The sequence below is a fragment of the Bradyrhizobium sp. USDA 327 genome (assembly GCF_041262065.1).
Classification (GTDB): Bacteria; Pseudomonadota; Alphaproteobacteria; order Rhizobiales; family Xanthobacteraceae; genus Bradyrhizobium; species Bradyrhizobium liaoningense.
Map to the genome: position 1 here is coordinate 8,105,076 of NZ_JBGCCW010000001.1, position 13,497 is coordinate 8,118,572.

Genomic DNA, 13,497 nt, shown 5'->3' on the forward strand with positions numbered 1-13,497 from the left:
AATATTTCCGCGGGGCGGCGGCAGACAGTCGTTTCGCCCAAATCGGTGCCCTCTCGCGAAACAGCCGTTCGTGGTGCTCACGCGCCGACGCCGAGGAAATCCCGCGCCAGGTCAGGGTTGGCGGTAAGCTCGGCGGAGGTGCCCTCGAACACCACATGGCCGTTGTTGAGGCCGTAGACGCGGGTGGCGAAGCTCAGCGCCGCGGCGACGTTCTGCTCGACCACGATCATGGTGCGTCCCTCGCGGGCGAGACCTGCGGCGACGTTGACGAGATCGCGCACGATCAGCGGTGCCAGTCCCTCGAACGGCTCGTCGAGCAGGATGATGCGGGCGTCGCGGATCAGCGCGCGGGCGATCGAGAGCATCTGCTGCTCGCCGCCCGACAGCGTTCGTCCGAGAGACTTGCGTCGTTCCTTCAGGCGCGGAAACACACCGTAGATGCGCTCGAACGACCACGCGTTCGGCGCGGTCAAGGCCGCGATGCGCAGGTTCTCCTCTACCGTGAGGCCGCCGAAGATCGCGCGCTCCTCAGGGACAAGCTGCACGCCCATGTTGGCGATGGCGGATGGAGCGAGACCGCTGATCGGCTTGCCATCGAGCCGGATCTCGCCACTCCTCGGGGCGAGCACACCCATGATCGAGCGCAGCGTCGTGGTCTTGCCGGCACCGTTGCGACCGAGCAGCGCCACGACCTCGCCCTCCTCGACCCGGATCGAGAGGTCGAACAGGACGTGGGAATCGCCGTAAAGCGTGTTGATGCGGTCGACTTCAAGCAGGCTCATGCGCGTGAAGCCCTCCGAGGTAAGCGTCCTGAACCTGCTGGTTGCCGCGGATCTCGTCCGCCGTGCCGTCGGCGAGCAGGCGGCCTTCGTAGAGCACGGTGATGCGCTCGGCGAGGCCGAAGATCGCATCGAGATCGTGCTCGACGATGACGATGGTGCAGGTCTGGGCGATGTCGCGGATCAGTGCGCAGGTCGCGGCGCGTTCCGACGGGCTCATGCCGGCGAGGGGCTCGTCGAGCAACAGCACCTTCGGGCTCGTCGCAAACGCCATGCCGATCTCGAGCCGGCGCTTCTCGCCGTAGGCGAGGATGTGCGCCGGCGTGTCGGCGCGCGTTGCAAGATGGAGCAGCGCCATGATCGCGTCGATCTGTGCCTCCACCTCCGGCAGGCTGTCGGCCGTTCGCAGCAGGTCGATCCGCAGCGGTCCGCGGCAGCGCGCCAAGGCGGCGATGCGCAAATTCTTCCGCACCGAGAGATTTGGAAAGAGCTGGTTCAACTGGTTGGACTTGGCGATGCCGAACTGCGCGGTCCGGCTGACGCCGTGGCCGGTCACTTGCGATCCGAACAACAGCACATGACCCGAGGTCGGGCTGACCTCGTCCAGCAGCATCTTGAACAGCGTGCTCTTGCCGGCGCCGTTCGGGCCGATCACGGCATGAATGGAGCCGCAGCGCACCTTGAACGAGACGCCGTCAACTGCCTTCAGCCCGCCATAGTGCCGCGCCAGCGCGCAGGCTTCCAGGGCAATGTCGCTGTCGCCGGTGGCGGGTGACGGCAATGGCAGGGCGGTGTCGCGCCCCCTGCTCGATGCAGTTTTCACCGCGCCGCCGGCCTCGATCGCCTCGGTCACGGCCTCTGCGGCCTGCCGCGCGGCGAGAGTTCGGCGTTCGGTCCACCAATGGATGATCTCGCCGCAGATGCCGCGACGCAGGCCGACGACCAGGACGATGAAGGCGATGCCGAGCACCAGCTTCCACAGCGTGGTGAGGCCGGGAATGAGCTGGAGATTGTCGCGCAGCCACAGCCAGACCGCGGCGCCGACCAGCGGTCCGATCAGGGTGTTGGCGCCTCCGACGATGGTCTGGACCACGAGCTGGCCGGACGTCTCCAGCGAGAACGCGTCCGGCGGCATGTAGCTCTGGAACGAGCCGAGCAGGCCGCCGGCGAGTCCGGCGTAGAGCGCGGCGATGACGAAGGCTGCGAGCTTGTAGGCCGGCACGTTGTGGCCGAGCATTGCGACGCGCGCGGTGTTCTCCTTGATCGCGAGCAGGATCGCGCCCACGGGAGAGCGGACGATGCGGCGTGCCAGTACGTAGCCACCAAAGAAAATCACCGCGAACAGCACGTACATCGGCAGGCCTGCGCCGATGCGGATGGCATGCTCGCCGAAGCCGAGCACGGGCACCGGCATTCCGGGAATGCCGTTCTCGCCACCGGTATAGTGCGACAGCGGCGAGTTCTCGATGAAATAGGCCATCTGGCCGAACGCCAGCGTGATCATCGTGAAGTAGATGCCGATGCGGCGCACCGCGAGCCAGCCGACGACGAGTCCGAATGCGCCGGCCGATATCGTGCCCGCGGCGAGCGCCAGCCACACGCTGCTCAGCGTGCCGGAAACCAGCAGATACGCCGTGACGAAGCCGCCGACGCCGTAGAACGCGGCCTGGCCGAACGACAGGAGGCCGGCGAGGCCAAACAGGATGTCGAAGCCGAGCCCGATCAGTCCCCAGTTCAGCACCCGCGTCAGCAGGTCGATGGAGAAGCCGAGATGCGGCAGCACCACCGGTGCCGCAATCAGCGTGGCTAGAATCGCGAGCTCCGGAATGTGGCTCCGCAGCCCGCCCGATCGCGACGTGTTCATACCCGTCCTTCCGAGCCGAACAGGCCTTGCGGGCGCAATACCAGGAGCAGCGCCATCAGCGCGTAGAGCATCACTTCCGAATAGGAGGAGTTGAACGCGCTGGTGAGGCTGACGATCTCGCCGGCGATCAGCCCTCCGACCACGGCGCCCGGGAACGAGCCGAGGCCGCCGAGCACGATCACGACGAAGGACTGCGCCATGAAATTCGCGCCCATGTCCGGTGTCACCGCGACGACCGGAGCATACAGCATTCCGGCGAGACCGACCGCGACGACGCCGATCGCGAACACCAGGAGGAAGGTGCGCCGCAGATTGATGCCGAGGATGCCGACCATGCCGGGATTCTCGATTCCGGCGCGAACCACGAGACCCATCGAAGTGCGGTAGAGAACGAGATAGAGGCCGACCAGCAGCGTTGCGATGATGGCGATGAGCTGGAGGCGGTAGGTCGGATAGATCAGGAAGCCGAGCTGCGTTGCGCCCTGTCCCCATGACGGCGTCGGCACGCGCTGCGCGTTGCCGCCGAAGACGGCGCGCACGCACTCCACGAGCACGATGCCGATGCCGTAGGTGACGAGGATCTGGTCTTCATGCGGCCGGCCGTAGAAGAAGCGGATGATCAGGCGCTCGAGCAGAAAGCCGAGCACCAGCATGAAGCCGCAGCCGACCGCAATCGCGAGCAGGAACGACTGGGTGTATTGCAGCATGACGAAGGCGGCATAGGCGCCCACGGCGAACAACGCGCCGTGGGCGAAGTTCAGGACACCGAGCGTGCCCAGGATGATGGTCAGGCCGCTGCTGACGAGCGCCAGCAGCGAACCGAGGGCGAGGCCGTTGAAGGCCTGTGAGGCGAGGGCGGGCCAGCTTGGCATCCGGGCGGCTCAGGTATAGGGGCCGAGCTTGCAGCCGAACAGGTCCGGCGGATTCATCACGCTCTCGCCTTCGGCAACGTCGACGATCTCGTAATAGTCCTCGGGCCCCTTCATCGCCGCCGGCGCCTTGCCCCGCAGGACCGGGATCGGACGCACCATCTGGTGATCCTCGGCGCGGAAATAGACCTTGCCGATCGTGGTCTCGTAGGGCTGCTCCTTCGAGGCCTCCATCGCCTTGATGACGTCGACCGGATTGAAGCTCTTCACCCGCTCGACCGTCAGCGCCCAGAGATAGGTCTGCATGTAGCCGATATGGGCGCCCCAGCGCGGGTGATACTTGTTCTTCGCGACGAAGGCGTCGACGAAGCCCTTCGCGAGCGGATAGCGATCCGACAGCGTCCACCAGAAGTCGCAGCTGCCATAGACGCCCTGCATGATTTCGGCGCCGAGCTCCTTGTCCTGGAACGAGGACAGGTTCGGCACCACCAGTTTCATCTTCTTGAGCACGCCGAATTGCTCGGCCTGCTTGGTCGAGGCGACCGCGTCGGCGCCGAAGGCGATGTTGACGAACACGTCCGCGCCGCTGTTGGCGATGTTGAGAAGCGCCGAGGAATAGTCGGTGGTGCCGAGCGGAACCACTTCCTTGGCGACCTGTTGCCAGCCCTGTTCCTTCGAGAACTTCGCGAAGCTGTCATAGACCGTGTGGCCGTAGGTATAGTCTGGCACCAGGAAGGCGGTCTTCATGTTCTTGCCGAGCGCCTTGGCGACGACGGGCGCGAGCGCCTTGGCGGCCATGTAGGCGTTCTGCTGCGAGCGGAAGCCATAGCGCTGGCAGTTCTTGCCGGTAATGTCGTTGGAGCCGGCGATGCCCACCATGTAGAGCACCTTTTCGCGGGAGCCCAATTCCTCCAGCGCGATTGCGCTGGCGCTCGACACCGAGCCTGAAAGCATGATCGCCTTGTCGCGCTGGATGAACTGCGTGGCGCTCTGCACGTCGAGATTGGGTTTGCCCTCGGTGTCGGACACCTTGTAGCGGATCTGGCGGCCGAGCACGCCCTTGCCTTGCAGGCCCCATTTCTTCGCGGCATCGCCGCCCGCGTTGATCTCCGAGATCGCCAGTTCGTAACCAAGCTTGAGATCGCCGCCGTCGCCGGAGAAGACGCCGGTGAGCGGAATGGTCAGTCCGACGAAGACCGAGTCCGCGGTGACGCCGTCCGGGAAGGTGCCGATGCTGGCCGGCGTCTGCGCCCAGGCGGCGCTACCTGGAAGCACGAGACCGGCAGCGGCGCCGGCGCTTCCGAGCAGAATCTGACGACGATCGAGCTTCATGACTCACCTTCCATGTTTGATCACCGCCGGATCGGCCGGTGCATTGCGGTTGGGTATGAGCCGGGCTCACGACCCGGCATCGATGTGATCGCTCTCCGCGTCCGGCTGGGACGCCGCGTTTCCGGTGAAGGACACGGGATTGAGCCGGCGGCGGTTGACGCCGAGGTCGAAAATGTCGAATCGGTTGTAGTAGCCGACCACGTCATGAAACTGCTTGGGCTCGACGCAGCGGTTGAGATCGATCTCGGCGTAGAGGATGCCTTCCTCGTCGCGCAGCGCCTCGCCGATCTGCTCCCCGGTCGGATCGAGGAAGAAGGTTTCCGCGCGCGGTGTCGCGTCGAGCACGGCGGCGGCGGAGGCGTCGCGCGCCACCAGCATGTCGCGCGCTGCCTTGTCGAGCACGCCCGCGGTGACGAGGCCGAACACCTTTGCCTCGAAGCAATGCGCGCTCGCCCGGATCCGGGTCGCTGATGCGATGTGGTAATTGCCGCCACCGGCCGGCCGGCGGGTCGGCCAAACCGGCGGCCAGCTCGAAATATGAAGCTGCTCACCCTGCGCCATCAGCGAATAGCGTGCCAACGGGTTGGTGTTCTCGCCGCAGATCAGTTGCCCGATCTTGCCGAGCCTGGTCTCGACGACGCGCAGGCCCGCGCCGTCGCCGCCGCTCCAGATCAGCTTCTCGTAGAAGGTCGGCACCAGCTTGCGGTGGTGGTTGAGGATCTCGCCGTCCTCGCCGATCAGGAGGTTGCTATTCCAGATCGCACCGACGCTCGCCGGCGACTTCTCGCTGATGCCGATCGACACCACGACGCCGAGCGCACGCGCTTCGTCGCGGATCGCCTTGATCTCGGGGCCGTCGACCAGCACGGACTGGTCAGCCATGCGGACGAACAGGTCGTGATTATCGATCGGAGCCCACAGCGCCGCCCATACCGGGAATGCGGGAATGAACGTCTCGGAGAATGCCACGATCTCGGCGCCGGCGGCGGCTGCCTCACGGATGAGCGAGATTGCCTTCTTTGTGGTCGCCGAGCGGTCGAGAAACACTGGCGCGGCATGGACCGCGGCGGCCTTGAAGCGAGGAAGCATGGCTTTGTCCTTGGTTCAGGACAGGCTAGTGGCGTCCCCGGGGCCTCGATACAGACAATCCTGCAAGACGGCTTGCAGGGGGCGACAATCCGTCCCACCGTACGTCGCTGGCACAACGCTTGCTGTCTGGTGGACATGCAGGAGTTCAACTCGCTCGACTGGGACGACCTCAAGATATTTCTTCACGCAGCCCGCGGCGGCAGCCTGGGCAGCGCGGCCAAGCGTCTGCGGGTCGACCAATCCACCATCAGCCGGCGGATCGCGCATCTCGAATGCGCGCTCGGCGCGACGCTGTTCGAGCGTTCGCCGCAGGGGTTGCGTGTCAACGAAGCCGGCGAGCGCCTGCTCTGTCACGCCGAGCGGATCGAGAGCGCTGTCATTGCGATGCATCAGGACGTGCAGCGCGGCGGCAGCCGGATGGCGGGCCGCGTCCGGCTCGCGACAATGGAAGGTATCGCCTCGCTCTATCTCGCATTCCGCTTCGCACCGCTGCGGCAACGTTATCCCGATCTCACCGTCGAGCTCCTGACCTCCCCGCAGGCGGTCTCAGTCAATCGCCGCGAGGCCGATCTCTTCCTGAGCTTCTTCCGTCCGCCGGGACAGGGCATGGTGTCCGAGCGGCTCGGCAGCTTTCAGCTCGCCCTCTACGGCTCACAAGATTATCTCGCTCGCGAGGGCATGCCCGAACGGCTCGCGGACCTCGCGCGCCACAGCTTCGTCACCTACATCGACGATTTGATCCAGCTAGACTCGGTGCGCTGGCTCGACGACATCATCCGCAATCCTCCGGTCAGCTTTCACTCCAACAGCATGATCGCGCAGATGAACGCCGCGGCCGGCGGCATCGGCCTGGTGCTGCTGCCGAGCTTTGCGGTGGCTGGCCGCAGCGATCTGGTTCCGGTGTTGCACGAGAAGATGTCGACGACGCGCGACGTCTGGATCAACGTCCACAGCGACCTCCAGTTCGTGCCGCGCATCCGGGCCGTATCGAGCTATCTCAAGGCGATGTTCAAGTCAGACCCGCTGATGCAGGCGGATGCGTCGGGCCGCAAGATGCTCGACGCGCTGCTGGTGGCGGATGCCGCGGTCGTCGCATTTCAGAGCGGCTGAAGGCGCGACGGTTAAGCCGTGCGGCGGCCGAACGCCAGCACGTGCAGTCCGAGGCGCTGCCGCACGATCCAGAACAGCAGCACCGTCTCGAAGGTCAGCGAGATCGAGGTCGCGGCCGCGGCGCCATGGCCGCCATAGGGCGGTACCAGTGCAATGCAGAGCACGACGTTCATCACGAAGGCCAGTGCATAGGCCAGCGCGCAGATCTTCTGCTGGCCGAGCATGTTGAGCAGCCGCTCCACCGGGCCGATCGCGGAGCGCACCACGAGCCCGATCGCGGCGACGAACATGATGTCGTAGCCGACCACGAATTGCGGCCCGAACAGCCACAGCAGCGGCTTGCCGAGCGCCAGCAGCACGATGGTCGCAGCCAGCGACGGCCAGAACGTCCAGTTGATGGCGTGCGCCACATAGGCCGAGAGGCGCGCCTTGTCGCCGAGCGCATTGTATTCCGCGAAGCGATGCGCCGTCGTTGCCGACATCGCGTAGTGGATGAACGAGACCAGCGCCAGCGTCTTCACCACAGCGAAATAGACGCCGACTTCCTCTGAGGGACGGAATTGCTGCAGCACCAGCACGTCGGTGTAGGAGAGCAGCAGGTAGAAGCTCTCGACCAGCAGGATCGGCAGTGAGACGGCGAGCCAGCCCCTGACGTCGTAGGCCTTGGGCCCCGGCCCGATGTGGTCGGCGAGCTTGCGATTCAGCACCACCATCTGCCCGGTCATCGCGATCCACACCGCACCTGCGCTCGCGACCATCGCGGCGACCGCGCCGAGATGATAGCCGAGCAGGAAGGCCGCGGCCGTGAGGCCGATGATCAACGCCTGGCGGATGATGAATTGCGGCATCAGGCCGAGCTGCATCCAGTCATGCGAGCGCGCGATGCCGTCCTGGGTGTTGGCGACGACGAAGGCGGGCAGCGTCATGCAGCCGATATAGAGCGGCAGTTCCTCGGCCGGATCGATCCAGGGCGACAGCAGCTTGACGATGCCGGCAAGGGCGAGCGAGACCAGCGCGGACACGGCAAAGGTCAGCCAGCGGCTGCCGGAGAGAAAGCCGCGCAGCAGCGCCTGCGCGTCGCTGGCGCGGTACTCCGGGATGATCTTCTGCGCGGAGGCGGAGATGCCGAAATCCATCATGCTGCCGAGCAGCAGCACCCAGGTCCAGACATAGACATAAATGCCGTACTCGGACGTGCCCATCCAGCGCGCAAGCAGAACCTGCGAGACATAGGCGAGCCCCGCGCTGATCACGCGGATGACGAAGATGGTGCCGGCGAGTCGCCGCGTCAGCGACGCCTCGGTCGATCCGCCCGTCAGCTTGGCCCGCAGCCGCGCGATCAGCCCGGCCGGTCCGGTCGTTCCGGGTTGTGCATCCATCACGGCCACGTCGAACAGTCCCCAGGCATCCCGCATGCTGCGGCATGCCAGGGGACTAGCAACCATTCGTTAAGATTCGGTTGGGTGGGGCGCTAATTCAAATTCGTATTGAACTCGTACGCCTTGTCAGGCCCGACCAGCGTGAATTTCAGCGCCGCACCATCCGGCTTGGCGCCCGGCGGCAGCCCGTCGAGCTCGAAAGAGAACCGCATCACCCCAGGCGGGCTGTGCGGCACCGGCGTCGGAATCGGCAGCGCCCAATCGGGCGTCGGCCCTTCCACGAACAGATTGACGTTGCGGCTGTCCGGCGTCACCACGTCGACCACCACGTTCTTGGGCCCGTCACGCTTGACGTCGCGGATGGTGAGCGGATTGGGGTCGCCGATATTGGCGGGCTTGGGCACGGTGTCGAGCGCAGCACGCAAGTTCGCATCCTCGGTCGAGGCGACGCTGTTGAAGCCGAGCTCGGCGCTGGCCTCGACTGGAATGCAGAGCTTCTCGCACACCGCGTAATTGATCTCGGCGCGCAAGATCACGGGCTTGTCGGCCGCCTTGGCGACGATGCGCAAGGGCAGCACGATCTGGTTGTGGTAGCCGATCGAATGGCCGCCCGCGCCGTCGTCGAATTTCAGCGGCGCCGGCCACATGATCGTCACCGCCTCGACATTCTCGGACTTCGAGAAGTCGAACCGCGGTGGAACGCCGGAATCGCCGGGTGTGCGCCAGTAGGTCTTCCAGCCGGGCTGCAGCTGGAACGCGATACCGCCAAGCAGGACCGCGCCGCTGCGCGATCCCGCCAACAGCCGCACCGCGGAATGTCCGTCGCGCTGCCACGGCGAAGCGTCATCGGCACGTGCTACGATGGCCAACGACGAGGCAAGCAAGGTTGTCGCGACGCCAATCGCCGCACGCAGGGGAACTCTTGTGAGCATGGTACGTCTTTACAGGGTGGCCCCCGGCCAAACCATTGAATTGCTTGTGATGGTGCACTTGAATCAGGCCCGTGCAAGCCTTGATTTGACAGCGGACCAGCCCGACATCAGGATAGGAATTGAAACCGGAGTGCTTCACCGATGGCTCCCACAGGCAAGAGGACGGGCGAAAGCACCCGCAGCTCGGGCCCCGCACTGCCCAATTCGGCCGGTTATCTCGACGGCCGGCTCCTGATTGCGATGCCCGTGATGGGCGATTCCCGGTTCGAGCGGTCGGTAATCTATCTCTGCGCCCATTCGGCCGAGGGAGCGATGGGCATCATCGTGAACCACCCCGCCGGCAGCATCGATTTCCCCGAGCTGTTGCAGCAGCTCGGCATCATCAAGAAGGGTGAGCACATCAAGCTGCCGGAGAATGCCGAAAGCATGAAGGTGCTACGGGGCGGACCGGTCGACACCGGCCGCGGCTTCGTGCTGCATTCCAGCGACTTCTACATCGAGAATGCGACGCTGCGGATCGATGACGGCGTCTGCCTCACCGCGACCGTCGATATCCTGCGCGCGATCGCCAACGGCTCCGGCCCCAAGCACGCCATCCTCGCGCTCGGCTATGCCGGCTGGGCGCCGGGCCAGCTCGAGACGGAGATCCAGAGCAACGGCTGGCTGCATTGCGATGCGGATGCGGATCTGATCTTCGGCGACGACGTCGACGACAAGTACAACCGCGCCTTGCAGAAGATCGGCATCGATCCCGGAATGCTCTCGAACGAGGCCGGGCACGCGTAGCTGCTATAGCCGCACCCGCGACATCCTCCGATGTCGTGCGTCATCCTCTGCTGTCGTCCCGGACAAGCGCGCCTCAAGCGCGCGCAGATCCGGGACCCATACTCCCAGCTGAAGTTCGAGGCAGGCCGGTCACTCCGAGTCTTCGCCAAACCACGTTCGGTGATTCTGGGTCCCGGATCTGCGCTTCGCTTGTCCGGGACGACAGCGGAACAAGACGCGCCTACTCCGCCGCCTGCTGCTGCACCGTCGGCTCGGTCCCCGCCACCGTCGCGCGGCGCATGTCGCGGGGTTGGGACTGGTCGTAGCGACGGACGCGGTGCATGGTCTGGCGGTTGTCCCACATCACGAGGTCATGCAGCTTCCATTTATGCACGTAGACGAATTCCGGCTGCGTCGCGTGCTCGTTCAGGTCGCGCAGCAGCAGCCGTCCCTCCGGCACGCTCATGCCGACGACCTTGCCGGCATGCGATGAGAGATACAGCGACTTGCGGCGATGGACGGGATGGGTCCGCACCAGCCGTTGCAGCACCGGCTTGAACATCTCCTTCTCCTCGTCGGTGTATTCGGTGAAGCCGAGCGATCCCCGCGAATACATCAGCGAGTGCTCGCAGACGAGGTCCTCGATCTCCGCCTTGGTCTCGTCGTCGAGCGCGTCATAGGCCGCGCGCATGTCGGCGAATTCGGTGTTGCCGCCCTTCGGGTTCACCACGCGCGCCGACAATAGCGAGAATTTTGCCGGGATGGGACGGAACGAGCTGTCGGAGTGCCAGAGGCAGTTGCCGAGATTGAACAGATGCGCGCGGCTGTCCTTCGCAAGCGGCCTGCCGTCCTTGCCGAGATTGGAGACGTCGTTCAGGCCGGATTGCAGCCGGTAGTCCTTCTCCTTGGTCACGGTGCCGCCGCGCGCGTCCTCGCGCTGGCCGAAATTCAGCGCGAAAGCCATCTGCTGCTCGTCGGTGATGTCCTGGTCGTGGAAAACCAGAACCGCATATTTGTCCATGGCCGCCTCGACCTGGCGCGCTTCATCCGGTGTGAGCGGCTTTCGCAAGTCGAGGCCGGAAACCTCGCCGACAAAATGCTTCTGAAGCTGCCGGATGGCGATCGTCATGACGTTCTCTCCCGCGGGTCGCGAGCGGTTACCCCCGCTCTGTTGACGAAAAAGCTACTCCCGCGTCAGTCGTTGTCAACGCTTCGAGCGCATGGCTCTCACGCGTTGCGGGCCATCAGCCCGCCGTCGACCGGGATCACCGCGCCGGTGAGGAACGACGCCGCCGGCAGGCACAGGCTCAGCGTCATATGCGCGACCTCTTCAGGATCGCCGTAGCGGCCGAGTGCGGTGCGGCGCTTGGCGTAGATGGTCTTGTGCTCCTCGGAGATGCGGTCGGTGATGGCGGTGCGGATCGGTCCGGGGCAGATGCAGTTGACGGTGATGCCCTCGCGGCCGAGCTCCACCGCCAGCGAGCGGGTGAGGCTCGCAACGCCCCCCTTCGCTGCCGAATACGGGCTGTGCAATGCGGTGGCCCCGAGCGCTTCGGTCGAGGCGATGTTGACGATGCGCGGGCTCCTCGACTTGCGCAAATGGGGCAGCGCAGCACGGATGATGCGCGGATGCGCCGTCAGCATCACGGCGATGCCCTTGGCCCAGGCGTCCTCATAGGCCTCGTCGTCGATCGCGACACGCACGGAGATGCCGGCGTTGTTGACGACGATGTCGATTGCCCCGAAATGCGCGGCGACATCGCCGACCACGCGCTTGATCTCGCCGCCGTCGGCGACGTCGAGCTTCCACGCCCTTGCTGCGCCACCGCTCGCCGCAATCTCCCTGGCGACAGCATGCGCGCCCTGCTCGTCGAAATCCGTGACGGCCACGTTGGCACCCTCGGTTGCGAACACGCGCGCCGTCGCGCGCCCCATGCCGCTGGCCGCGCCGGTGACGAGAACCGTGAGGCCCTTCACGGACCGGCTGAGCTCCCTGAAGTCGGACATGCTGTTCCTCGCGCTGTGCTTGTTTCTTGTTGTGATTGACAAGGCTGGCATCGATCCGCAGACAGGTCAAACAAGCAAGACATAAAGGGGAGGCCGCGATGGCGAACGAACTCGATTTCTCAGGCAAGCAGGTGCTGGTGGTCGGCGGTTCCAGCGGCATCGGCAACGGCATCGCGCAGGCTTTTCGCACGAGAGGCGCGCATGTCGCGGTTTGCGGCACGCGTGCTCGGCCTGCGGAATATTCCATCGAGGAAGGCTCCGATCTCACGGGGCTCGCCTATGCCCAGCTCGACGTCGGCAATGCCGGAGCGATCGAGGCGTTCAAGCCGTCCCTCGACAAGCTCGACATACTCGTGCTCGCGCAGGGCGCGGTGCTCTACCGCCGCGGCGAGTTCGAGATGGCCGGCTTTCGCAAGGTGGTCGAGGTCAACCTGATGAGCCTGATGGCCTGCGCGACGCGCTTTCATTCCATGTTGCGGGATGCGAAGGGCGCGCTGATCATCGTGTCCTCGACCGCGGCCTATCATTCCACCATGGGCAATCCCGCCTACAATGCGTCGAAGACCGGCGCGGTCGGATTGACGCGGACGCTGGGCGAGGCCTGGGCCGAGGACGGCATCCGCGTCAACGGCATCGCGCCGGGGCTCGTCGACACCAAGATGACGAAGGTGACGACCGACAATCCGAAGCGGCTCGAAGGCGCGCTCGCGCGCATCCCGCTGCGGCGATTGGGCACGCCGGCCGACATGGCCGGCGCGGCGCTGTTCCTGGCCTCGCCGCTGTCGTCCTACATCATCGGCCAGACGCTGGTCGTCGATGGCGGTCTCATTCTCTGATCCCTTGGAACTGCACTGCTTCTGATCGGTTACTTGGGTTGACCCCCCGAGGAGGAGCGACATGGATACGGATCGGATTGTTGGATCGGCCAAGGAATATGCCGGACGCGCGGAAGGCGCGATCGGAGACGTCGCAGGCGATGCGAAGACGCAGGCGTCGGGCAAGGCACGGGAGGCTGCAGGCACGGTGCAGAATCTCTACGGCCAGGCCAAGGATGCGGTGCGTGATGCCACGGACACCGCCGCGAGCTACGCCAAGGACGCCTACGAGAACAGCGGCGAGACCTTCCGCGACGGCTCGAAGGCGATCGCGCAGAAGGTGCAGGACAACCCGCTCGGCGCGCTGCTGGTCGCCGGCGGCATCGGTTTCGCGCTGGCGCTCCTGATGTCGCGACCCGCGCGCCGCCCGCCGCCGCGTTGGCGCTACTAAAGCATGATCCGGAAAAGTGCGAAGCGGTTTTCCGGAAAGATCATGCGTAAACAACAATCTAACGCGCGATGACGATTCATCCAAATCTCATCGCGCTTTAGGGCC

General features: G+C 65.3%; 13 protein-coding genes. 4 read left to right on the plus strand and 9 right to left on the minus strand.

Going from position 1 to position 13,497, the window contains the following annotated elements:
- Nucleotides 1-77: 77 nt before the first annotated feature.
- The 5 genes from ABIA42_RS38240 to ABIA42_RS38260 form a co-directional block, all read right to left on the minus strand.
- On the minus strand, nucleotides 78-782 hold the full coding sequence (locus ABIA42_RS38240) for an ABC transporter ATP-binding protein (RefSeq protein WP_194389927.1): 705 nt from the start codon (nucleotides 780-782) through the stop codon (nucleotides 78-80).
- Entirely contained in the window at nucleotides 769-2,643 is a 1,875-nt protein-coding gene (locus ABIA42_RS38245; RefSeq protein ID WP_370115866.1) for an ATP-binding cassette domain-containing protein, read from the minus strand. Before ABIA42_RS38245 ends, ABIA42_RS38240 begins: the two co-directional genes overlap by 14 nt.
- Nucleotides 2,640-3,515: a branched-chain amino acid ABC transporter permease gene (locus tag ABIA42_RS38250; protein WP_014439677.1), complete on the minus strand. Its 876-nt coding sequence runs from the start codon at nucleotides 3,513-3,515 to the stop codon at nucleotides 2,640-2,642. The genes ABIA42_RS38245 and ABIA42_RS38250 overlap by 4 nt, the downstream gene beginning before the upstream one ends.
- A gap of 9 nt (nucleotides 3,516-3,524) precedes the next feature.
- A complete protein-coding gene (locus ABIA42_RS38255) occupies nucleotides 3,525-4,844 on the minus strand; it encodes a substrate-binding protein (RefSeq protein WP_370115865.1) in 1,320 nt (439 codons plus the stop codon).
- 66 nt (nucleotides 4,845-4,910) lie between these two features.
- On the minus strand, nucleotides 4,911-5,933 hold the full coding sequence (locus ABIA42_RS38260) for a carbon-nitrogen hydrolase family protein (RefSeq protein WP_370115863.1): 1,023 nt from the start codon (nucleotides 5,931-5,933) through the stop codon (nucleotides 4,911-4,913).
- A 135-nt stretch (nucleotides 5,934-6,068) separates the two neighbouring features.
- On the opposite strand from ABIA42_RS38260, the gene ABIA42_RS38265 reads away from it, so the two are divergent.
- Nucleotides 6,069-7,043: a LysR family transcriptional regulator gene (locus tag ABIA42_RS38265; RefSeq protein WP_370115862.1), complete on the plus strand. Its 975-nt coding sequence runs from the start codon at nucleotides 6,069-6,071 to the stop codon at nucleotides 7,041-7,043.
- 11 nt (nucleotides 7,044-7,054) lie between these two features.
- Here the strand turns inward: ABIA42_RS38265 and ABIA42_RS38270 are convergent, their stop codons facing one another.
- On the minus strand, nucleotides 7,055-8,431 hold the full coding sequence (locus ABIA42_RS38270; protein ID WP_370123687.1) for a flippase: 1,377 nt from the start codon (nucleotides 8,429-8,431) through the stop codon (nucleotides 7,055-7,057).
- Between the two features lie 83 nt (nucleotides 8,432-8,514).
- Nucleotides 8,515-9,354, minus strand: coding sequence for a protein-disulfide reductase DsbD domain-containing protein (locus ABIA42_RS38275; protein WP_370115861.1), 840 nt, complete (start codon nucleotides 9,352-9,354; stop codon nucleotides 8,515-8,517).
- Between the two features lie 141 nt (nucleotides 9,355-9,495).
- On the opposite strand from ABIA42_RS38275, the gene ABIA42_RS38280 reads away from it, so the two are divergent.
- Nucleotides 9,496-10,140, plus strand: a complete 645-nt coding sequence (locus ABIA42_RS38280; protein ID WP_028178395.1) for a YqgE/AlgH family protein — start codon at nucleotides 9,496-9,498, stop codon at nucleotides 10,138-10,140.
- A 220-nt stretch (nucleotides 10,141-10,360) separates the two neighbouring features.
- On the opposite strand, the gene ABIA42_RS38285 is transcribed toward ABIA42_RS38280, so the two are convergent.
- Together ABIA42_RS38285 and ABIA42_RS38290 are read right to left on the minus strand one after the other, a co-directional pair.
- The gene (locus ABIA42_RS38285; RefSeq protein ID WP_271529741.1) at nucleotides 10,361-11,248 is read right to left on the minus strand and encodes a TauD/TfdA family dioxygenase; all 888 of its coding nucleotides are present in this window, start codon (nucleotides 11,246-11,248) and stop codon (nucleotides 10,361-10,363) included.
- Nucleotides 11,249-11,346: 98 nt separating this feature from the next.
- Nucleotides 11,347-12,126, minus strand: coding sequence for an SDR family NAD(P)-dependent oxidoreductase (locus ABIA42_RS38290; protein WP_370115859.1), 780 nt, complete (start codon nucleotides 12,124-12,126; stop codon nucleotides 11,347-11,349).
- A gap of 98 nt (nucleotides 12,127-12,224) precedes the next feature.
- Between ABIA42_RS38290 and ABIA42_RS38295 the strand changes: the two genes are divergently transcribed.
- A complete protein-coding gene (locus ABIA42_RS38295) occupies nucleotides 12,225-12,962 on the plus strand; it encodes an SDR family NAD(P)-dependent oxidoreductase (RefSeq protein WP_370115858.1) in 738 nt (245 codons plus the stop codon).
- 61 nt (nucleotides 12,963-13,023) lie between these two features.
- Nucleotides 13,024-13,392 carry a CsbD family protein gene (locus ABIA42_RS38300; protein ID WP_271529738.1) on the plus strand — a complete coding sequence of 123 codons (369 nt, stop codon included), beginning with the start codon at nucleotides 13,024-13,026 and terminating at the stop codon, nucleotides 13,390-13,392.
- Nucleotides 13,393-13,497 lie beyond the last annotated feature (105 nt).